The organism is Pseudomonas fluorescens group sp., assembly GCF_020093335.1.
Lineage (GTDB): Bacteria > Pseudomonadota > Gammaproteobacteria > Pseudomonadales > Pseudomonadaceae > Aquipseudomonas > Aquipseudomonas petroselini.
Genome location: NZ_JAIOKW010000009.1, coordinates 1 through 22024, shown reverse-complemented (window position 1 = coordinate 22024; position 22024 = coordinate 1). Strand labels below are relative to the sequence as shown.

Here is a 22024-nt window from a genome sequence, read left to right as displayed (position 1 = left end):
TGATCGGTTCAGCGTTTCGCGCGGCCTGAAGCAGGTTGTTCAGCTTAGGTTCAGCGTCGTACCGGACGTTTCTGCAGCTTGCGTTGCAGGGTGCGACGGTGCATACCCAAGGCCCGCGCGGTGGCGGAGATATTGCCTTCGTGCTCGGTCAGCACGCGCTGGATGTGCTCCCACTGCAGGCGGTCCACCGACATCGGGTTTTCCGGCACCAGGGTGTCAAGGTCGGCATGTTCGGACAGCAACGCGGCCAGCACGTCGTCGGCATCTGCCGGCTTGCACAGGTAGTTGCAGGCGCCGCGCTTGATCGCTTCGACAGCGGTGGCAATGCTGGAGTAACCGGTGAGGATCACCACGCGCATTTCCGGGTCGAGCTCCAGCAGCTTGGGCAGCAGCACCAGGCCGGAGTCGCCGTCCATTTTCAGGTCGAGCGCGGCGTAGTCCGGCAGATCGGCCTGGGCGATGGTCAGCCCTTCTTCGGCGGAGCCTGCGGTGCTCACGCGAAAACCGCGACGGCTCATGGCGCGCGCCATCACGCGGGTAAAGGTGGCGTCGTCATCTACCAGCAACAGGTGCGGCAGTTCTTCGCCTTCGACTTGGATCTCGTCACTCATCGATATCTCCTCGTGCGACACGGGGCAGGCGCAGCTCGGTGAGCGTGCCGCCTTCCTCATGACTATAGAGTTTTACTGAGCCACCGGCGCGGGTCACGCTGGCCTTGCTCAAAAAAAGACCGAGGCCGAAGCCTTTGCCCTTGGTGGTAAAGAACGGTTTGCCGATCTGTTCGGCAATGGCCAGCGGCACGCCCGCGCCGTGGTCACGAATACTGATGGTGACGTTTTCCAGGTCCCAGTCCAGTTGAACGCCCAGGCCTTCGGGGCAGGCGTCGGCGGCATTGTTCAACAAGTTGAGCAGGGCCTGGGTCAAGTCCGGCGGCGGCGCCATGCGCGGCACGGTGCCTTGCCCTAATAGATGAAAACGGTAACTGGCTTCGGGGCGCATCAGGTGCCAGCGGTTCAGGGCTTCATCGAGCCACTGGGTCACGTCCTGCATCTCCACCGCCAGGCGGCGATTGGCTTCGGCGGCGCGCACCAACTGCTGAAGGGTCTGCTTGCACTGCTTGACCTGCTCACGCAGCACGCCGAGATCTTCTTGCAACGCCGGGTCGTGATGGTCCTGGGTCATTTCGTTGAGCAGCACGCTCATGGTGGCCAAGGGTGTGCCCAGCTCATGGGCGGCGCCGGCGGCCTGGGTGGCAACGGCCAACAACTGCTGGTCGCGCAAGCCTTCTTCACGGCGAATCGCGCGCAGTTCTTCCTGGCGGCGCAGTTCTTCGGCCATGCGGGCAGCGAAGAACGTAATGACCGCAGCGGACAGCGCAAAGCTCAGCCACATCCCGTATATCTGCAGGTTTTCCCGCGCGATCGGGAATGTTTGCAGCGGATAGAAGCGCGCCAACAGCAAGGTGTACAGCGTCAACGCGATGCCCGACAGCACCACCGAATAGCGCCACGGCAGGGTCACGGCGGCGATGGTCAGTGGCACCAGGTAATAAGAAACAAACGGATTGGTGGAACCACCGGAGAAATACAACAACACACTGTGGATAAACAGGTCGCACGCCAATTGCAGGGCGTATTCCAGCTCGGTCACCGGCCACGTGGTGCGCAACCGGATGGCGGTAAACACACAGAGCACAATGGAGAAACCCAGGGTCACGCCCAATTGCAGCCATGGCAGCGGCAGCAGGTCGAACCAATAGGCGAGCCCGACGGAGCCGGCCTGTGCGGCCAGTACCAGGGTACGGATGAACGTCAGGCGCCAGAGGTTCTGGCGGGTGGCGGAAGTCAGTTTTACGGCGGCGAGCATGAGCTCTCCCGATGAGCGCTGCAGGCGGATCGGCAGGAGTATAAACGAAGCAGGCCGCCTGGCACGGCGCGTGTGGCTCTTTGCCGCAGCCCGGGCAAATGACCGTTCGTCGGCATCGTCACATGTGTAGGTAATGTGTAAACCCGAAGAACCCACTGCCACCGTCTACAGTCATACCCAACACGCACATCCCAAGGAGCTTCCATGTCTCGTTTCACTCGCAGTGCAGCCGTCATCACGCTCAGCGTCGGCGCCCTGGCCAGCCTTCCAGCCCTGGCCGCCGATGAGCTGCATTACAACCAGATTTCCCTGCGCGCCGAGGTCAGCCAGGAGGTGGCCCGCGACAAGATGATCGTGACCCTCTACACCGAATCGCAGAACAGCGACCCGGCCAAGCTTGCCGCCGAAATCACCAACACCCTGAACAAGGCCCTCGGTGAGGCCCGCGAAGTCAAAGGCGTGACCCTGCGCCAGGGCAGCCGTAACAGCTACCCGATCTACGACAACAAGGACCAGAAGATCACCGGCTGGCGTGAACGCGCCGAACTGCGCCTGGAAAGCGCAGACTTCCCGGCGCTGTCCAAACTCACCGGCGAACTGTTGAACAGCCTGAAAATGGAAAACATGGACTTCGCCATCGCCGACGCCACGCGCAAGTCCAGCGAAGATGCGCTGCTCAAGGACGCAGTCGCCGCGTTTAAAGCACGCGCGCAACTGGCCACCGATGCGTTGGGCGGCAAGGGTTACAAGATCGTGAACCTGAACTTCAACACCAACGGCTACCCGATGCCTTACGCACGTGGCGGCATGATGATGAAAGCAGCCATGGCAGATTCGGCACCGACGCCTGAAGTCGAGGCCGGCACCAGCCAGGTAAGCATGAGCGCCGATGGCGTGATCGAAGTGCAGATGCAGTGACCCCTACCTGATTGGCCTGAACGGCGTTACCCTCGGTAGCGCCGTTTTCGTTTGGGCAGCTTATATATGCCTGCCATTTCAGGGGTCTCCATGGAAAGAATTGCCTTAAAACCGCTCATCCTCGCCGCAGGCCTGCTGGCCTTTATGCCACTGGCCCAAGCGGCCAGCACCCTGGTCTACTGCTCCGAAGCCAGCCCCGCCGGTTTCGACCCCAGCCAGTACACCAGCGGCACCGACTTTGACGCTTCCGCCGAAACCGTGTTCAACCGCCTGACCCAGTTCAAGCGCGGCGGCACCGAAGTCGAACCCGGCCTGGCGACCAGTTGGGACATCTCCAAAGACGGCCTGACCTACACCTTCCACCTGCGGGATGGCGTCAAGTTCCACACCACTGATTTCTTCACCCCTACCCGCGACTTCAACGCGGATGATGTGCTGTTTACCTTCAACCGTCTGCTGGATGCCGATAGCCCGTTCCGCAAGGCCTACCCGTCCGAGTCGCCGTACTTCACCGACATGGGGTTGAACACCACGATCAAAAACGTCGAAAAACTCGACGAACACACCGTGCGTTTCAACCTGAACAACGTCGACGCTTCGTTCGTGCAGAACCTGGCCATGAGCTTTGCCTCGGTGCAGTCCGCCGAATACGCCGCCCAACTGCTCAAGCAAGGCAACGCTTCCGACATCAATCAAAAACCGGTGGGCACCGGCCCGTTTGTGTTCAAGCGTTACCAGAAGGACTCGCAGATCCGCTACGTGGCCAACAAGCAATATTGGAAACCCGAGGATGTGAAGCTCGACAACTTGGTGTTCGCCATCACCCCGGATGCCGCGTCGCGCCTGCAGAAGCTCAAGGCCGGCGAATGCCAGGTCAGCGGTTACCCGCGCCCTGCCGACATTGAAGTGATGAAACAAGACCCGAACTTGCGCGTGCTGCAGCAAGCCGGGTTCAACCTGGGCTTCCTGGCCTACAACGTGACCCACCCGCCGCTGGACCAGCTCAAGGTGCGCCAGGCGCTGGACATGGCCATCGATAAGCCGGCGATCATCAAGGCGGTGTACCAGAGCGCCGGGCAATTGGCGCAGAACGCGCTGCCGCCTGCCCAGTGGTCTTATTACCCCAGTATCAAGGACGCGCCCCACGACCCGGCAAAGGCCAAGGCGCTACTAAAAGAAGCAGGGGTTGCACCAGGTACCACCATCAACTTGTGGGCGATGACCGTACAGCGTGCTTCCAACCCGAACGCGCGGATGTCGGCACAAATGATCCAGCAGGATTGGGCAAAGATCGGCATCAAGGCCAACATCGTCAGCTATGAGTGGGGCGAATACATCAAGCGCGCCAAAAACGGCGAGCATGACGCGATGATTTATGGCTGGACTGGCGACAACGGCGACCCGGATAACTGGCTCGGCGTGCTCTACAGTTGTGCCGCGGTCAAGGGCAGCAACTACGCCAAATGGTGTAACCCGGCCTACGACAAACTGGTGCAGCAAGCCAAAGTCAGCAACGACCGCGAGCAGCGCATCAAGTGGTATCAACAGGCACAAAAAATCCTTAAGGAACAAGTACCTATAACGCCTATTGCGAACTCGACGGTTTTCCAACCGCTGCGCAAGGAAGTCCAGGACTTCAAGATCAGCCCTTTCGGGCTGACGCCGTTCTATGGCGTGAGTCTAGATAAGTAACAGCCGTGCGCCAACCGAGTGCGCCAGACGCCTCGGTTGGTCTTTTTTGGTGCAGCTCACGCACCGAAAAAACCCTCAAAATATGCGCAAATATGTACAAACTTTCATAATTGCGACATTCCTGTACGTTCGTACCACTGTTTCACCCTTGCAACGGTTCAGCATCTTGCAATGGGTATGGCGCCTGCATAAGTATCCGCAGGCCGACTCACGAGGTCGCCCTCACCACCAAAAATGACAACAAATCATGAGGCCAACATGCTTAAACACGCAGTCCTTCCGTTATTAGTGAGCGCTGGCCTTATGGCCGCCGCCCCCGTAGCCCTTGCGGCAACTAACCTGGTGTTCTGCTCCGAAGGGAGCCCGGCCGGTTTCGACCCAGGCCAGTACACCACCGGAACAGACTTCGATGCCTCGGCCGAAACCATGTTCAACCGCCTGACCCAGTTCGAACGCGGCGGCACCGCTGTGATTCCTGGGCTGGCCACCAGCTGGGACGTGTCCCCGGATGGCTTGACCTACACCTTCCACCTGCGTGATGGCGTCAAGTTCCACACCACCGCGTACTTCAAGCCGACCCGTACCTTCAATGCCGATGACGTGCTGTTCACGTTCAACCGCATGATCAACAAGGACGATCCGTTCCGCAAAGCCTACCCCACCGAGTTCCCGTACTTCACGGACATGGGGATGGACACCAACATCAAGAACATCGAGAAAGTCGATGAGCACACGGTCAAGTTCACCCTTGGCACTGTGGACGCCGCCTTTATCCAGAACCTGGCAATGAGCTTCGCGTCGATCCAGTCGGCTGAATACGCCGCCCAACTGTTGAAAGAAGGCAAGGCCTCGGACATCAACCAGAAACCGGTCGGTACTGGCCCGTTCGTGTTCAAGAGCTACCAGAAAGACTCGAACATCCGTTACACCGGCAACAAGGACTACTGGAAACCTGAAGACGTGAAGATCGACAACCTGATCTTCGCCATCACCACCGACCCGTCGGTGCGTATCCAGAAGCTGAAGAAAAACGAATGCCAGATCACCCTGTTCCCGCGTCCGGCCGACCTCAAGGCGCTGGAAGCCGACAAGGACCTGAAACTGCCGAACCAGGCCGGTTTCAACCTGGGCTACATCGCCTACAACGTCATGGACAAGGTCAAGGGTAGCGACCAGCCCAACCCGCTGGCTGACCTGCGCGTGCGCCAGGCGCTGGACATGTCGGTGAACAAGCAACAGATCATCGACTCCGTGTACCAGGGCGCCGGTCAACTGGCCGTCAACGCCATGCCGCCGACCCAATGGTCGTATGACACCACCATCAAGGACGCCAAGTACGATCCTGAGAAAGCCAAGACACTGCTCAAGGAAGCCGGCGTCAAGGAAGGGACCGAAATCGTTCTGTGGGCCATGCCGGTCCAGCGTCCGTACAACCCGAACGCCAAGCTGATGGCTGAAATGCTGCAAAACGACTGGAAGAAGATCGGTCTGAACGTGAAAATCACCAGCTACGAGTGGGGCGAGTACATCAAGCGCTCCAAAGGTGGCGAGAACCAGGCCATGATCATTGGCTGGAGCGGTGACAATGGTGACCCGGACAACTGGCTGAACGTGCTGTTCGGCTGCGACTCGCTGTCCGGTAACAACTTCTCCAAATGGTGCGACAAGAAATTCGACGGCATCGTGAAAGAAGCCAAGGCCACATCGGATGTCGCCAAACGCACCGAGCTGTATAAGCAGGCGCAACATATCCTCAAAGATGCAGTCCCGATGACACCTATCGCGCACTCGACGGTGTATCAACCCATGCGCACCACCGTGCAGGACTTCAAGATCAGCCCGTTTGGCTTGAACTCCTTCTACGGCGTGAGCGTAAGCGGCAAGTAAGAAGCCTTGACGGCGACGCTTCATAACGTCGCCGTTATTGCATCCGCCTGGCCAGTAGGCAACAGGCCGTGCTCGCAATCGTTGCGTCCTACAGCAATGAACTGCGAAGCGCGACGCCATTGCCTACAAGGTCAATCCGATTTGGCGCATTTACTGCGAAGTCCGAGACCCATAACGTCGTAGGACAGCAGAGGCTGCTAACACGGAAAGGCACTTGCTGCGTGTGGGATCAGTGATGTTCCCCTGGCCGTACGCCAGGGGGGTTGCTCGCTGATGACAATTACAAACAAGGATCGGGATCGTCATGCGCCATACCACCGTTCTATCCGCAATTTTTGGCACCAGCCTGTTGGCTGCGGCCACGATGGGCTATGCCGCCGACAAAAAGAGCCTGGTGTTCTGCTCAGAAGGCAGCCCGGCAGGCTTTGACACCGCGCAATACACCACCGCCACCGATAACGATGCGGCCGAACCGCTGTACAACCGTCTGGTTGAGTTTGAAAAGGGCGAGACCGGTGTCGTACCTGCGCTGGCAACCAAGTGGGATATTTCGCCAGATGGCCTGACCTACACCTTTCACCTGCGCGAAGGGGTGAAATTCCACAGCAACAAGGAATTCAAACCGACGCGGGATTTCAACGCCGACGACGTGCTGTTCACCTTCAACCGCATGCTTGACGCCGACCATCCGTTTCGCAAGGCCTACCCCACCGAGTTTCCGTACTTCAACGGGATGAGCCTGAACAAGAACATTGCCAAGGTCGAGAAAACCGACCCGCACACCGTGGTGATGACCCTGAACACGGTCGACGCCGCGTTTATCCAGAACATCGCCATGAGCTTCGCCGCGATCCTCTCGGCCGAATATGCCGAGCAACTGCTCAAGACCGGCAAGCCCAGCGACATCAACCAGAAGCCCATCGGCACCGGCCCTTTCGTGTTCCAGCGGTACCAGAAAGATTCGCAGATCCGGTACGTGGCCAACAAACAGTACTGGGACCCGAGCAAGGTCAAGCTGGACCAGTTGATCTTCGCCATCAACACCGACGCGTCGGTGCGGGTGCAAAAGCTCAAGGCGGGCGAATGCCAGGTGACGCTGCATCCGCGCCCGGCTGACGTCGACGCCCTCAAGGCCGACCCAAACCTGCAACTGCTGACCAAGCCGGGTTTCAACCTCGGCTATATCGCCTACAACGTGCGCCACAAGCCGTTCGACCAGCTCGAAGTGCGCCAGGCGCTGGACATGGCGGTGAACAAGCAGAGCATTCTGAACGCCGTGTACCAAGGCGCAGGGCAACTGGCGGTCAACGCCATGCCGCCGACGCAGTGGTCCTACGACGACAGTATCCAGGACGCCGCCTACAACCCGGAAAAGGCCAAGGAACTGCTCAAGGCCGCCGGCGTGAAGGAAGGCACCGAAATCACCCTATGGGCGATGCCGGTACAACGCCCGTACAACCCCAACGCCAAGCTGATGGCCGAGATGCTGCAAAGCGACTGGGCCAAGATCGGCCTCAAGGTCAAGATCGTCAGCTACGAGTGGGGCGAATACATCAAGCGCACCAAGAATGGTGAGCACGATGTGAGCCTGATCGGCTGGACCGGCGACAACGGTGACCCGGACAACTGGCTGGGCACCCTCTACAGCTGCGACGCCATCGGCGGGAACAACTACTCCATGTGGTGTGACCCGGCGTACGACAAGCTGATCAAGCAAGCCAAGGTCGTGACCGACCGCGAACAAAGGACTGTTCTCTACAAACAGGCGCAGCAACTGCTCAAGCAGCAGGTGCCGATCACGCCAGTCGCCCACTCGACGGTCAACCAGCCGTTAAGCGCCAAAGTCGAAGGCTTCAAGGTCAGCCCTTTCGGCCGCAACGTGTTCTCGGGCGTCAGTATCACCCCATAAGAAAATAACCGGATTGCGCAGGGCGGCCCCCGCCTTGCTGCAAACGCGCGGCCTTTTGTTGGGATTTTTCCTACGCCAAACGTTTGCATGAGCTTGAACGAGTTACACACCCAATAGCCGGATCACCAAAAAAGACCGGCATTAAAAAGAGAACCAAAGGAGCTTCATTCATGAAACTGAGCAGCAAAGCGCTTCTGGCCCTGGCCATCAGCACCATCACGGCTACCGCCTACGCTGAAACCACCAGCCAGGACTTCGTTCCGACCACCCTGGCCGGCACCAGCGCGCAAAGCGAGGCCAAAGGCTTTATCGACGGTCAAAGCCTGGGCGGTACAACCCGTAACTGGTATGCGAACGAAATGAAGTTTCGCAACGACCGCTTCAGCTACCGTAAAGACGGTGTGAAGACGCCGATCTCCCGTCGTATCAACTGGGCCCAAGGCACCATCCTCAACTACACCTCGGGCTTCACCCAAGGCACTGTAGGGGTCAGCACTGAAGTTGCTGCTTACAACTTCATCGCCCTTGATCGCGACCGCAAGGATATCGCCGGCGGCTCCAACCGTACCCTGGCGGATTCCGGCGGTGACGCTGTAGGCCAGTGGAGCAAACTGGGCCTGGCCAACGTCAAGTTCCGTGTGTCCAACACCACCTTGACCGCCGGTCGCCAGAATTTCAGCACCGGTATCGTCGACACCATCGGCAACCGCGCCCTGCCTTCAAGCTTTGAAGGTGTGAGCTTCAACAGCGAAGAGTTCAGCAACCTGTCGTTCCAGGGCGGTATCTTCGACCGCGTTTCGCCGCGTACCGAGCAGAGCCTGTCGAAATTCCGTTCCGAATACGGCAATGGCCAGGAAACCGACAAGGTCAAAACCCTGGGCTTCAACTACCAGCCGTTCAAGAGCCTGAAAACCAGCGTGTTCGCCGCTAACGTCGAAGACTTCTGGAACCAGTACTACTTCGGTGCCACCCACGAATTGGGTGATGCACAGACCCTGGCACTGACCACCGGCCTGAACTACTACAAAACCACCGACACCGGCAGCAAGAAGATGGGCAACATCGACAACGACACCTACTCGTTGTCCCTGGGCCTGACTCACCAAGCCCACAGCCTGACCTTCTCGTACCAGGAAGTGAACGGTGACGAGTACTTCGACTACCTGCACGAAACCAACGGCATCTACCTGGCCAACTCCCTGACTTCGGACTTCAACAGCCCGAACGAGAAGTCCTTCCAGATCGCCTACGGCATCAACATGGCCGAATACGGCGTGCCAGGCCTGAAGTTCAACGTCTACTCGGCTCGCGGTTGGGGCATCGACGGTACTCACTACAAAGGCACCGCCTACGGCGAAGCCGGCGCGTCGCGCAGCGACTTGCGCCTGATGGACGGCGAGAAGCACCAGGAATACGGTGTTGGCTCGTCCTACGCGATCCAGAGCGGCCCACTCAAGGCCACTACCATTCGTGCAACCTACGTGACTCACCGTGCCAGCTCCGAACAAGCTGACGGCAACATCAAAGAGTTCCGCCTGGTCACCACCATCCCATTCAACATTCTTTAATTAGCGCCAGGTAGACGGCGGGCTCAGGACGAGCCCGCCGTCTACGCTTGTCTGGTCCCATCGATTGCAGAGGGCTCTGAATGAAAATGCTCCCGCTACAAGCCGCTATGGCTGCCGCGCTGTTGAGCGTGGCGATCGGCGTTTCGGCCAAACCGCTGGTGGTCTGCACCGAAGCCAGCCCGGAAGGTTTCGACCCGGTCCTGTACACCACGGCCGTGACCGCTGACGCCGCTGCTGAAACCATGTTCAACCGCCTGGTGGACTTCAAGCCCGGCACCACCGAAGTGATCCCCGCGCTGGCCAAAGACTTGCCCGAGATCAGCGCCGATGGCCTGACCTACACCTTCCACCTGCGTGACGACATCAAGTTCCACACCACCGACTACTTCAAACCCACGCGCAACATGAACGCCGACGACGTGCTTTGGAGCTTCCAGCGCCAGCTGGACCCGAATCACCCATGGCATAAACAGTCCCTCGTGGGCTACCCGTACTTCGAAAGCATGGGTTTCAAGGAACTGCTCAAGAGCGTAGAGAAGACCGACGATTACACGGTCGTCTTTACCCTGACCCGTCCTGAAGCACCGTTTTTGGCCGACCTGGGCATGGCGTTCTCTTCCATCCATTCGAAGGAATACGCCGACCAGTTGCTCAAATCCGGCAAGACCGAAGACCTCAACGCCAAGCCCATCGGCACTGGCCCGTTCATCTTCACCCGTTATCAGAAAGACGCCCAGGCGCGATTCAAGGCCAACCCCGACTACTTCCGCGGCAAGCCGGCAGTCGACCCGCTGATCCTGGCGATCAGCACCGATAACAACGTGCGCCTGCAGAAGCTCAAGGCCAACGAATGCCAGATCGCGTTGTTCCCCAAGCCGGATGACATTCCAAGCATCAAGAAAGACCCGAACCTGAAAGTCGATGAATTGGCGGCGATGACCACCAGTTACACCGCACTGAACACCACCCACAAATACATGAGCGATGCGCGGGTACGTCACGCAATCAACATCGCGTTCGACAAGGCCGGCTATACCGAAGCCCTGTTCGGCAAAGGCAATGCGGTGGTGGGGACTGGCCCTTATCCGCCGACCTTGCTGGGTTTCAGCGACAAACTGAAAAACCCGCCTCGCGACCTGGACAAGGCCCGCGCCCTGCTCAAGGAAGCCGGCGTACCGGAAGGCACCGAATTCACCCTGTTCACCCGTAACGGCGGCGGTCCTACCAACCCCAACCCGATGCTCGGCGCCCAGCGCATGCAAGCGGATCTGGCGCAGATTGGCCTGAAGGTCAATATCAAAGTCATGGAATGGGGCGAGATGCTCAAGCGTGCTAAAAACGGCGAGCACGACATGGTCTCGGCTGGCTGGGTAGGTGATAACGGCGACCCGGACAACTTCCTCACGCCAAACCTGAGTTGCGATGCTGCAAAAAACGGCGAAAACTACGCACGTTGGTGTAACAAAGAGTTTCAAGACTTGATCGACAAGGCTCGCGCCATCGCTGAACCCAGCCAGCGCGCTGCACTCTATGAACAAGCACAGGACGTTTTCGACAAGGACCAACCATGGCTTCCCATGGCTTACCCGAAACTGTTCACCGCCATGCGCAAGAACGTAGAAGGCTTTACCCAAAGCCCTCTAGGTACAAATAACTTCGCCACTACCCAGGTGAAGTAATAAGAGAAACGCTCGGCACCGCCCACCAGGGTGGTGCCGGACCTGCCTAACCGGCTGATTGAGGTACACCACAAGATGTTTAGTTTTATTGCCCGCCGACTGGGGTTATTGATCCCCACGTTTTTCGGCATAACGTTGCTCACGTTTGCGTTGATTCGCATGATCCCTGGCGACCCCGTCGAAGTCATGATGGGCGAGCGGCGCGTCGACCCCGAGATGCACGCACAGGCAATGGAACGCCTTGGCCTTAACAAGCCGTTGTATGCGCAATACCTGGATTACGTCGGCAAGCTCGCCCAAGGCGACCTTGGCGAATCGCTGCGCACCCGCACCAGCGTGTGGACTGAATTCACCGCCCTCTTCCCGGCGACCCTGGAACTGTCCATGGCCGCCCTGTTGTTCGCCGGTATCCTGGGCCTGTTGGCCGGGGTGATCGCGGCCTTGAAGCGAGGATCCCTGTTCGACCATGGGGTGATGGGCATCTCCCTCGCGGGCTATTCGATGCCGATCTTCTGGTGGGGCCTGATCCTGATCATGTTCTTCTCGGTAAGCCTGGGCTGGACCCCGGTTTCCGGGCGTATCGACCTGCTCTACGACATCGAGCCGCGCACCGGCTTCATGCTGATCGATACCCTGCTGGCTGACGAGCCGGACGCGTTCTGGGATGCGCTGCACCACCTGATCCTGCCGGCCATCGTGCTCGGTACCATCCCGTTGGCGGTGATCGCACGGATGACCCGTTCGTCGATGCTCGAAGTGCTGCGCGAAGACTACATCCGTACCGCCAAGGCCAAAGGCCTGTCGCCGGCACGCGTGGTATTCGTGCACGGCCTGCGTAACGCGCTGATCCCGGTATTGACCGTGGTTGGCCTGCAAGTCGGCACCCTGCTGGCCGGTGCGGTATTGACCGAAACCATCTTCTCGTGGCCCGGCATCGGCAAATGGCTGATCGAAGCCATTGGCGCGCGGGACTACCCGGTGGTGCAGAACGGCATCCTGCTGATCGCCTGCCTGGTGATCCTGGTGAACTTCGTGGTGGATATCCTCTACGGCTTCGCCAACCCACGCATCCGTCACCAGCGCTGAGATCATGACCATGACCACACCTACTCAAGTGTCAGCAGTCGATCAAAGCCTGCTGTACCCGTCCCCGTACAAAGAATTCTGGCAAGCCTTCTCCAAGAACAAAGGCGCGGTTGCCGGCCTGCTGTTCATGGTGCTGATCGTGTTCTGCGCGATCTTCGCCCCGTGGGTTGCCCCGCATAACCCTAGCGAGCAATACCGCGACTTCCTGCTGACCCCGCCGTCGTGGCTGGAAGGCGGGCAGATCCAGTTCCTGCTCGGCACCGACGAGCTTGGCCGTGACTTGCTCTCGCGTCTTATCCAAGGCTCGCGCCTGTCGTTGCTGATCGGTTTGTCGTCGGTGGTGATGTCGCTGATCCCGGGCATCCTGCTGGGCCTGTTCGCCGGGTTCTTCCCGCGCTTGCTCGGCCCGACCATCATGCGCCTGATGGACATCATGCTGGCCCTGCCCTCGCTGCTGCTGGCGGTGGCCATTGTCGCGATCCTCGGCCCTGGCCTGATCAACACCGTGATCGCGATCGCCATCGTGTCGCTGCCGTCCTATGTCCGCCTGACCCGTGCTGCTGTGATGGGCGAGCTGAACCGTGACTATGTGACTGCCGCCCGCCTCGCCGGCGCCGGGCTGCCACGCCTGATGTTCATCACCGTGCTGCCTAACTGCATGGCACCGCTGATCGTCCAGGCCACCCTGAGTTTCTCCTCGGCGATCCTCGATGCTGCGGCCCTGGGCTTCCTTGGCCTTGGCGTACAACCGCCAACCCCTGAGTGGGGCACCATGCTGGCTTCGGCCCGTGACTACATCGAACGCGCCTGGTGGGTGGTGAGCCTGCCGGGTTTGACCATTTTGCTCAGCGTGCTGGCAATCAACTTGATGGGCGACGGACTGCGCGATGCGCTGGACCCGAAACTCAAGAACGCCGCCTGAGGAGATTCCCATGTCACTGTTAGAAATCAAGAATCTCAACGTGCGCTTCGGCGACAAGACCGCCGTGCCGGTGGTCGATGGCCTCGACATTACCGTCGACAAAGGCGAAGTCCTGGCGATTGTTGGCGAGTCGGGCTCGGGTAAATCCGTGACCATGATGGCGCTGATGGGCCTGATCGAGCACCCCGGCATCGTCACCGCCGACGCGCTGAACTTCGACGGCAAGGACATGCTCAAGCTGAGCAACCGCCAGCGTCGCCAGATCGTCGGCAAGGACCTGGCGATGGTATTCCAAGACCCGATGACCGCGCTGAACCCCAGCTACACCGTGGGTTTCCAAATTGAAGAAGTGCTGCGCCTGCACCTGAAGATGTCCGGCAAGCAAGCGCGCAAGCGCGCCATCGAACTGTTGGAAAAGGTTGAAATCCCCGGCGCTGCCAGCCGTATGGACGCCTACCCGCACCAACTGTCCGGCGGTATGAGCCAGCGCGTGGCAATCGCCATGGCGATTGCCGGCGAGCCGAAGCTGCTGATCGCCGACGAACCGACCACCGCGTTGGACGTGACCATTCAGGCGCAGATCATGGAACTGCTGCTGGCCTTGCAGAAAGAACAGAACATGGGCCTGGTGCTGATCACCCACGACCTCGCGGTCGTGGCCGAAACCGCACAGCGCGTGTGCGTGATGTACGCCGGCCAAGCCGTGGAAGTCGGCCAGGTGCCGCAACTGTTCGACATTCCGGCGCACCCGTACAGCGAAGCCCTGCTCAAAGCGATTCCCGAGCACAGCCTCGGCGCCACGCGCCTGGCCACGCTGCCGGGTATCGTGCCCGGTCGTTATGACCGCCCGCAGGGTTGCCTGCTGTCGCCGCGCTGCCCGTATGTGCAGGAATCCTGCCGTACCCAGCGGCCTGGGCTTGATCCGAAAAGCAACAGCCTTGCGCGCTGCTTCTACCCCTTGAACCAGGAGGTGGCGTAATGGCCGTCGTTCTTACCGCCCGCGACCTCACCCGTCACTACGAAGTGTCCCGTGGCCTGTTCAAGGGCCATGCGTTGGTACGCGCGCTTAATGGCGTGTCGTTTGAACTGGAAGCCGGCAAGACCCTCGCCGTGGTAGGCGAGTCGGGTTGCGGAAAATCCACCCTGGCCCGTGCGCTCACGCTGATTGAAGAGCCGTCTTCGGGCTCCTTGAAAATCGCCGGCCAGGAAGTGGCCGGCGCCGACAAGGCCCAGCGCAAGCAATTGCGCAAAGACGTGCAGATGGTGTTCCAGAGCCCGTATGCCTCGTTGAACCCACGCCAGAAGGTCGGCGATCAACTCGGCGAGCCGTTGCTGATCAACACCAACTTGTCGGCCGCCGAGCGCCGCGAGAAAGTCCAGGCGATGATGAAGCAAGTGGGCCTGCGCCCTGAGCATTATCAGCGCTACCCGCACATGTTCTCCGGTGGCCAGCGCCAGCGCATCGCCCTGGCCCGCGCCATGATGCTGCAACCGAAAGTGTTGGTGGCGGATGAACCGACCTCGGCACTCGACGTGTCGATCCAGGCCCAGGTGCTCAACCTGTTCATGGATTTGCAGCAGGAATTCAACACCGCCTACGTGTTCATTTCCCACAACCTCGCGGTGGTGCAACACGTCGCCGATGACGTGATGGTGATGTACCTCGGCCGCCCGGTGGAAGTCGGCCCCAAGGAAGACATCTACGCCCGGCCGCTGCACCCGTACACCCAGGCGCTGCTGTCGGCCACCCCGACCATCCACCCAGACCCGAGCAAGCCGAAGATCAAGATCGTCGGCGAATTGCCCAACCCCCTGAACCCGCCGCCTGGCTGCGCGTTCCACAAACGCTGCCCGTACGCGACCCAGCGGTGCAGCACCGAGGAGCCGCAGTTGCGGCCGTTGGATAACCGCCAAGTGGCTTGCCATTACGCGGAGCAGTTTGTGGCTTAAGCAACACGCCCCCTCAGGGGAGTTGCTCTTGTGGTGAGGGCGCTTGCTCCCGTTCGACTGCGTAGCAGTCGCCCGCTTTTGGGCGCGCTTCGCACCCCAGCGGGAGCAAGCTCCCTCGCCACAACAGCCCGCGCCCACAGGGGTAAGCAGTGGTAACGCGTTTCACAGCCCTTCCCACCCGGTTGCGCATCAGCCGGGTGGGAGGGGCTTTCTTTTGGTCAAGACCTAGGTTTGGCTGTCGCCATCATCGTCGTCCGGGTCGTCACTGTCCGGCTCGTTCGTGGTGGAGTCATCATCGTCCTTGCTGCCACCCTGATCCTGGTCCCCAGGCTCAGCTTCAGACTTGGCCAACTGCAGGCCCTTGTCATGCGACGCTGAAAAGCTCGCCTGACCGCTCTGCACCGGGTTATGTGCCCAGGCCGCCGACATACCCAACGACATCAGCACCAGCACCTTTATCAACAGCACGACTCGTTGAAAAATACTCATGGTCGATTTCCGTCCAGTCAGTAGATGAAACCCGTACGACAGTGATCCACCGTCGCCAGTCCTTGAAGCTAGTTGTGATACTGGGTTTGCGCCAGCTATCAGGTGTCCCCGTCATCATAGGTTTCGCTGTCTTCCCCTTCGTTGTAGGGGTTTTCTGCGTCCTCTTTGGGGGCAGGCTGAGCCTGAGGTTGCCAACTGCCGGAGTTGACCTCCTGCTGCTTTTTCTTGGTGACAGGGCCGGTGTCTTTCCATTGGGGCGTTCCCGCGCCTGCAAGCGCCAATGAGGCGGACAACCCCAAAGCCCCGAGCAGCACCAGTTGAATGGCGCGTTGAGTTATACGCACGGTGGCCTCCTATTCCGTCGATGGGTAAGTGAAATACCTGAAACGCTAGACGGGATGTAAGGTTCTCGCCAATTCCACGCCTGACTGAAAGCAAAATGTGGGAGGGGGCTTGCCCCCGATGGCGGCGTACCAGCCAGCGGACTTATTGATTGATACACTGCTATCGGGGGCAAGCCCCCTCCCACATTTTTGATGGGTGAGCGGCCATGAAAAAGGGCGAAGCCATCACAGCTTCGCCCTGTTCCTTACCGCTCAGACCTTAATGGTGCTCGCGAGTCGCACGGAATTTCACATCCGGCCAGCGCTCTTCCATCAGTGCCAAATTGACTCGGGTCGGCGCCAGGTAGGTCAAATGACCACCACCATCCACCGCCAGGTTTTCCACCGCCTTGTTGGAAAACTCTTCCAGCTTCTTCTTATCGCTGCAATCGATCCAACGCGCGGAGTACACGGTAATCGGCTCATACGAGCACTCAACCTTGTATTCCTCTTTCAAGCGGCTCGCGACCACATCGAACTGCAGCACACCGACGGCGCCGAGGATGATGTCGTTGCTGCGCTCAGGGAAGAACACCTGGGTGGCGCCCTCTTCCGCCAATTGCTGCAGGCCTTGGCGCAGTTGCTTGGATTTGAGCGGGTCACGCAGGCGCACGCGGCGGAACAGTTCCGGGGCGAAGTGCGGGATGCCGGTGAAGCTCAGGGACTCGCCTTCGGTGAAGGTGTCGCCGATCTGGATGGTGCCGTGGTTGTGCAGGCCGATGATGTCGCCGGCGAAGGCTTCTTCGAGCTGTTCACGCTCGGAGGAGAAGAACGTCAGGGCGTCGCCGATGCGCACGTCCTTGCCGGTGCGCACGTGGCGCATCTTCATGCCTTTGTCGTATTTGCCGGAGCAGATGCGCATGAAGGCGATGCGGTCGCGGTGTTTAGGGTCCATGTTCGCCTGGATCTTGAACACGAAGCCGGAGAACTTCTCTTCCACCGGTTCCACGGTGCGCTCGTTGGCGACACGGGGCAGCGGGCGCGGGGCCCAGTCCACGACAGCGTCGAGCACGTGATCAACACCGAAGTTGCCCAGGGCGGTCCCGAAGAACACCGGGGTCAGTTGGCCGTCGAGGAATTCCTGCTGGTTGAACGCGTGGCAGGCGCCTTGCACCAGTTCCAGTTGGTCGACAAAACGGTCGTACTCGTCGCCCAGGTGGGCGCGGGCTTCGTCAGAGTCGAGCTTCTCGATGATCTTGACGTCGGTGCGCTCGTGGCCATGGCCGGCGGTGTAGACAATGATGTAGTCGTCGGCCAGGTGGTACACGCCCTTGAAGTCGCGGTAGCAACCGATCGGCCAGGTGATCGGCGCGGCCTTGATCTTCAAGACGGCTTCGATTTCATCGAGCAACTCGATCGGGTCGCGGATATCGCGGTCGAGTTTGTTGATGAAGCTGACGATCGGCGTGTCACGCAAGCGGCACACGTCCATCAACGCGATGGTCCGTGGCTCGACGCCTTTACCGCCGTCGAGGACCATCAGCGCCGAGTCGACCGCCGTCAGAGTGCGGTAGGTGTCTTCGGAGAAGTCTTCGTGGCCTGGGGTGTCGAGCAGGTTGACCATGTGGTCGCGATACGGGAACTGCATGACCGACGTGGTAATGGAGATACCCCGTTGTTTTTCCATTTCCATCCAGTCGGAGGTGGCATGGCGGTCGGACTTGCGGGATTTCACCGTGCCGGCCACCGCGATTGCCTTGCCCATCAGCAACAGCTTCTCGGTGATGGTGGTTTTACCGGCATCGGGGTGGGAAATAATGGCGAAAGTGCGGCGTTTCGCGACTTCGGCGGCCTGGTGGGTCATGGGAAATCGCCTGGCAGGTGAGTCAAAAAAGGGCGGCGAGTATAGCGCAAACCCACGAGGACGGACCACCGTTCAGCCCATTGGGGGTGGCTAAATGCTGCCAAGTGTGGAACCTTTTAAAAGGTAGAGACGTCCACTCCCCTGCTACCGCACTCGGAACAGGGGCTGATAAATCAGCAAGTTAGCCTGACGAGGCTGCGCTCATGGCTCGATCGCATACCGCGTTGCCGGTATCGGCGAGCTGCATTTCGCGACCACATTCAGAGGCAGCCAGGCATGGCATTGCCGCCGGAGAATGTGGGCGCCGACAGAAGAAAAAAGGAGTCCGCCTGTGGCTATTCGCTATGGCAAAGGGCTGATAGGAGGAGCGGTTGTCGTCGCCCTCTTGGCCCTGCTGGTCCACTGGATCGGCATCAACACGATCGAACTGTACCGCGACGATTTGTTGTTTTACCTGCAAGCTCATTTGATCCTCGTTCTAGTCTCCATGCTGGCCGCCCTGATTGTGGGCATCCCCGCCGGTATCCTGCTCAGCCGACCGAACATGGTCGGGCGCGCAGAACGCTTCATGCAGATCTTCAACATCGGTAACACCGTCCCGCCCCTGGCCGTACTGGCCATCGCCCTCGGCGTTCTTGGCATCGGCAGCGGCCCGGCCATTTTCGCGCTGTTCCTCGCCTCCCTCCTGCCTATCGTGCGCAACACCTACGAAGGCCTGAAAAACGTTCAAGGCTCGCTGAAAGAAGCCGCCACCGGCATTGGCATGACGCCGCGCCAGGTACTGTTTCGCGTGGAATTGCCCAACGCCGTGCCGATCATCATCGGCGGTGTGCGCGTGGCCCTGGCCATCAACGTCGGCACCGCACCGCTGGCGTTCCTGATTGGTGCCAACAGCCTCGGCAGCCTGATCTTCCCCGGCATCGCCCTGAACAATCAGCCGCAATTGCTGCTCGGCGCCGCGTGCACCGCGTTGCTGGCGTTGCTGCTTGACGGTCTGGTGACCATGGCCAGCCGCCTCTGGCTGGAACGTGGGTTGCGTCCGTCTTAAGGCTTGGCAAAGGAAATCACATGAAAAGACTGACTCTGATATTGAGCTGCGTCCTGCTGTTTGCAGGCATTGCGCAAGCCGCTGAAAAACCGTTGATCCGCATCGGCGCCCGGGTGTTCACCGAACAGACCCTGCTGGCCGAAATCACCTCCCAGTACCTGCGCACCAAGGGCTATCAAACCCAGGTGACCGGCGGCCTGGGCAGCAACCTGGCGCGCAGTGCCCAGGAAAGCGGGCAACTGGACCTGCTGTGGGAATACACCGGCGTGTCGCTGGTGGCCTACAACCATGTCGACGAGAAACTCGACAGCGAACAGTCCTACGCTCGGGTTAAAGAACTCGACGCGAAAAAAGGCCTTGTCTGGCTCTCGCCGTCGCGCTTCAGCAACACCTACGCGCTGGCGTTACCCGAGAACGTGGCCAAGGAATTCCCGCAGATCAATAGCATCAGCGACCTGACCCAAGCCCTGGCGGAAAAAACCAAAGGCACGCGCCTGGTGGCCCTGGACACCGAGTTCGCCAACCGTTCCGACGGCATGGGCGGCATGGTCAAGCTGTACGACATGAACCTGACCCGCAAAAACACCCGGCAGATGGACGCGGGCCTGGTTTACACCGCGCTGCGTAATGGCCAAGTGTTCGCCGGCCTGGTCTACACCACCGACGGTCGCCTGAACGCCTTCAAGCTCAAGCTGCTGGAAGACGACAAGCACTACTTCCCGGACTACACCGCCGCGCCGGTGATTCGTCAGCAATACCTCGACCAGCACCCTCAGCTGGCCGCTGAACTCAAGCCGCTGGCCGATCTGTTCGATGACAAAACCATGCGCGAGCTGAATGCGCGGGTCGACGTCGAGCATGAAAGCCCGTCCGCCGTGGCCGCAGATTTTCTGCGCCAACATCCGATCAACTAAAGAGGAGAAGACATGGAATTTTTAAACGCCTTTTCCCATCTTGATTGGGCCCAAGTCCTGCATCTGACCTGGCAGCACATCACCCTGGTCGGCATCGCGGTGATCCTGGCAATCGTCGTAGGCGTGCCCCTGGGCGTGCTGATGACCCGCTTCCCCACCTTGGCCGGCCCGCTGCAAGCCAGCGCCACGGTGCTGCTGACCGTGCCGTCCATCGCCTTGTTCGGCCTGCTGCTGCCGTTCTACTCCAAGTTCAGCCAGGGCCTGGGGCCGATGCCGGCGATCACCGCCGTGTTCCTCTACTCGCTGCTGCCGATCATGCGTAACACCTACCTCGCCCTCACCGGCGTGGAACCCGGTATCCGTGAAGCCGCCAAAGGCATCGGCATGACCTTCGGCCAGCGCCTGCGCATGGTCGAGCTGCCCATCGCCGTGCCGGTGATCCTCGCCGGTGTGCGCACCGCCGTGGTGATGAACATTGGTGTGATGACCATCGCCGCCACCATCGGCGCCGGTGGCCTGGGTGTACTTATTCTGGCTTCCATCAGCCGCAGCGACATGTCGATGCTGATCGTCGGCGCCGTGCTGGTCAGTCTCCTGGCCATCTTCGCCGACCTGCTTCTGCAATGGCTGCAACGCTCGCTGACTCCAAAAGGACTGCTCAAATGATCGAACTTCAAAACCTGACCAAGACTTTTCAAAGCAACGGCAAGACGGTTTCCGCCGTCAACGACGTAAGCCTGACCGTCAACGAAGGCGAAATTTGCGTATTCCTCGGCCCATCGGGTTGCGGCAAGAGCACCACGCTGAAAATGATCAACCGCCTGATCAAGCCCACTTCGGGCAAGATTCTGATCAACGGCGAAGACACCACCGACCTCGACGAAGTGACCCTGCGTCGCAACATCGGCTATGTGATCCAGCAGATCGGCCTGTTTCCGAACATGACCATCGAGGAAAACATCGTGGTCGTGCCCAAGCTGTTGGGTTGGGACAAACAAAAATGCCACGACCGCGCCCGCGAGTTGATGAGCATGATCAAGCTGGAACCCAAGCAGTACCTGCATCGCTACCCGCGTGAGCTGTCCGGTGGCCAGCAACAGCGCATCGGCGTGATCCGCGCACTGGCGGCCGATGCGCCGTTGCTGCTGATGGATGAGCCGTTCGGCGCGGTCGACCCGATCAACCGCGAGATGATCCAGAACGAATTCTTCGAGATGCAGCGCGCGCTGAACAAGACCGTGATCATGGTCAGCCACGACATCGACGAAGCCATCAAGCTCGGTGACAAGATCGCCATCTTCCGCGCCGGCAAGCTGCTGCAGATCGATCACCCGGACACGCTGCTGGCGCACCCGGCCGACGAATTCGTCAGCAACTTCGTGGGCCAGGACAGCACCCTCAAGCGCTTGCTGCTGGTGAAGGCCGAAGATGCCGCGGACAACGCGCCGTCGGTGAGCCCGGAAACGCCGGTGGCCGAGGCCCTGGAGCAAATGGACGAACTGGACCGTCGCTACGTGGTGGTCACCTGCGCCGAGAACAAAGCGCTGGGGTATGTGCGCCGCCGCGACCTGCACCGTCAGACCGGTACCTGCGGCCAGTATCTGCGTGAGTTCAACGCCACCGCGGCGTATGACGAGCATTTGCGCATCCTGTTGTCGCGCATGTATGAGTTCAACCGTTCGTGGTTGCCGGTGATGGATGCGGAGCGGGTGTTCCTGGGTGAGGTGACGCAGGAGTCGATTGCCGAGTACCTGAGCTCCGGTAAGTCGCGTGGGGGCAAGACCAGTATCGTGTCGCCGGCTGAGACTGCCCTGGCCTGATCTGACACAACACAGGTAAAAATGTGGGAGGGGGCTTGCCCCGATGGCGGTGTTTCAGTCACTTCATCAGTCACTGATCCACCGCCATC

19 protein-coding genes are annotated in these 22024 nt (G+C 60.0%); 14 read left to right on the top strand and 5 right to left on the bottom strand.

Going from position 1 to position 22024, the window contains the following annotated elements:
- Window positions 1–50: 50 nt before the first annotated feature.
- Together K7431_RS12400 and K7431_RS12395 are read right to left on the bottom strand one after the other, a co-directional pair.
- Window positions 51–611, bottom strand: a complete 561-nt coding sequence (locus tag K7431_RS12400) for a response regulator transcription factor (protein WP_003171731.1) — start codon at window positions 609–611, stop codon at window positions 51–53.
- A complete protein-coding gene (locus K7431_RS12395; protein ID WP_012722195.1) occupies window positions 604–1866 on the bottom strand; it encodes an ATP-binding protein in 1263 nt (420 codons plus the stop codon). The genes K7431_RS12400 and K7431_RS12395 overlap by 8 nt, the downstream gene beginning before the upstream one ends.
- Before the next feature lie 204 nt (window positions 1867–2070).
- On the opposite strand from K7431_RS12395, the gene K7431_RS12390 reads away from it, so the two are divergent.
- The 10 genes from K7431_RS12390 (at window position 2071) to K7431_RS12345 (ending at window position 15477) form a co-directional block, all read left to right on the top strand.
- Entirely contained in the window at window positions 2071–2784 is a 714-nt protein-coding gene (locus tag K7431_RS12390) for an SIMPL domain-containing protein (RefSeq protein ID WP_012722194.1), read from the top strand.
- A 90-nt stretch (window positions 2785–2874) separates the two neighbouring features.
- On the top strand, window positions 2875–4476 hold the full coding sequence (locus K7431_RS12385) for an ABC transporter substrate-binding protein (protein ID WP_012722193.1): 1602 nt from the start codon (window positions 2875–2877) through the stop codon (window positions 4474–4476).
- Window positions 4477–4734: 258 nt separating this feature from the next.
- Window positions 4735–6363 (top strand): ABC transporter substrate-binding protein, encoded by a 1629-nt coding sequence (locus K7431_RS12380; RefSeq protein ID WP_012722192.1) that lies wholly within the window; start codon window positions 4735–4737, stop codon window positions 6361–6363.
- Window positions 6364–6667: 304 nt separating this feature from the next.
- Window positions 6668–8272 carry an ABC transporter substrate-binding protein gene (locus K7431_RS12375; RefSeq protein WP_012722191.1) on the top strand — a complete coding sequence of 535 codons (1605 nt, stop codon included), beginning with the start codon at window positions 6668–6670 and terminating at the stop codon, window positions 8270–8272.
- Window positions 8273–8442: 170 nt separating this feature from the next.
- On the top strand, window positions 8443–9840 hold the full coding sequence (locus K7431_RS12370) for an OprD family outer membrane porin (protein ID WP_012722190.1): 1398 nt from the start codon (window positions 8443–8445) through the stop codon (window positions 9838–9840).
- An 80-nt stretch (window positions 9841–9920) separates the two neighbouring features.
- Window positions 9921–11519 carry an ABC transporter substrate-binding protein gene (locus K7431_RS12365; protein ID WP_012722189.1) on the top strand — a complete coding sequence of 533 codons (1599 nt, stop codon included), beginning with the start codon at window positions 9921–9923 and terminating at the stop codon, window positions 11517–11519.
- Between the two features lie 75 nt (window positions 11520–11594).
- On the top strand, window positions 11595–12605 hold the full coding sequence (locus K7431_RS12360; protein WP_003171721.1) for an ABC transporter permease subunit: 1011 nt from the start codon (window positions 11595–11597) through the stop codon (window positions 12603–12605).
- 10 nt (window positions 12606–12615) lie between these two features.
- Window positions 12616–13527, top strand: coding sequence for an ABC transporter permease subunit (locus K7431_RS12355; RefSeq protein ID WP_043204774.1), 912 nt, complete (start codon window positions 12616–12618; stop codon window positions 13525–13527).
- Window positions 13528–13537: 10 nt separating this feature from the next.
- Window positions 13538–14506 carry an ABC transporter ATP-binding protein gene (locus tag K7431_RS12350; protein WP_012722187.1) on the top strand — a complete coding sequence of 323 codons (969 nt, stop codon included), beginning with the start codon at window positions 13538–13540 and terminating at the stop codon, window positions 14504–14506.
- Window positions 14506–15477 (top strand): peptide ABC transporter ATP-binding protein, encoded by a 972-nt coding sequence (locus K7431_RS12345; protein WP_012722186.1) that lies wholly within the window; start codon window positions 14506–14508, stop codon window positions 15475–15477. Before K7431_RS12350 ends, K7431_RS12345 begins: the two co-directional genes overlap by 1 nt.
- Window positions 15478–15702: 225 nt before the next feature.
- Here the strand turns inward: K7431_RS12345 and K7431_RS12340 are convergent, their stop codons facing one another.
- The 3 genes from K7431_RS12340 to K7431_RS12330 all read right to left on the bottom strand — a co-directional run bounded on the left by K7431_RS12340 (window position 15703) and on the right by K7431_RS12330 (window position 18153).
- A complete protein-coding gene (locus K7431_RS12340; protein WP_012722185.1) occupies window positions 15703–15966 on the bottom strand; it encodes a hypothetical protein in 264 nt (87 codons plus the stop codon).
- Window positions 15967–16064: 98 nt separating this feature from the next.
- Window positions 16065–16310, bottom strand: coding sequence for a hypothetical protein (locus K7431_RS12335; protein WP_012722184.1), 246 nt, complete (start codon window positions 16308–16310; stop codon window positions 16065–16067).
- Window positions 16311–16569: 259 nt separating this feature from the next.
- Window positions 16570–18153, bottom strand: a complete 1584-nt coding sequence (locus K7431_RS12330; RefSeq protein WP_012722183.1) for a peptide chain release factor 3 — start codon at window positions 18151–18153, stop codon at window positions 16570–16572.
- Between the two features lie 295 nt (window positions 18154–18448).
- Between K7431_RS12330 and K7431_RS12325 the strand changes: the two genes are divergently transcribed.
- Genes K7431_RS12325 through K7431_RS12310 form a run of 4 tightly spaced genes read left to right on the top strand, consistent with a single transcriptional unit; the run spans window position 18449 to window position 21935 of the window.
- Window positions 18449–19201 (top strand): ABC transporter permease, encoded by a 753-nt coding sequence (locus K7431_RS12325; protein WP_252120892.1) that lies wholly within the window; start codon window positions 18449–18451, stop codon window positions 19199–19201.
- A gap of 20 nt (window positions 19202–19221) precedes the next feature.
- Entirely contained in the window at window positions 19222–20115 is an 894-nt protein-coding gene (locus K7431_RS12320; protein ID WP_012722182.1) for a glycine betaine ABC transporter substrate-binding protein, read from the top strand.
- 12 nt (window positions 20116–20127) lie between these two features.
- A complete protein-coding gene (locus tag K7431_RS12315) occupies window positions 20128–20781 on the top strand; it encodes an ABC transporter permease (RefSeq protein WP_012722181.1) in 654 nt (217 codons plus the stop codon).
- On the top strand, window positions 20778–21935 hold the full coding sequence (locus tag K7431_RS12310) for an osmoprotectant ABC transporter ATP-binding protein OsmV (RefSeq protein ID WP_012722180.1): 1158 nt from the start codon (window positions 20778–20780) through the stop codon (window positions 21933–21935). The genes K7431_RS12315 and K7431_RS12310 overlap by 4 nt, the downstream gene beginning before the upstream one ends.
- The last annotated feature ends 89 nt before the right edge of the window (window positions 21936–22024 follow it).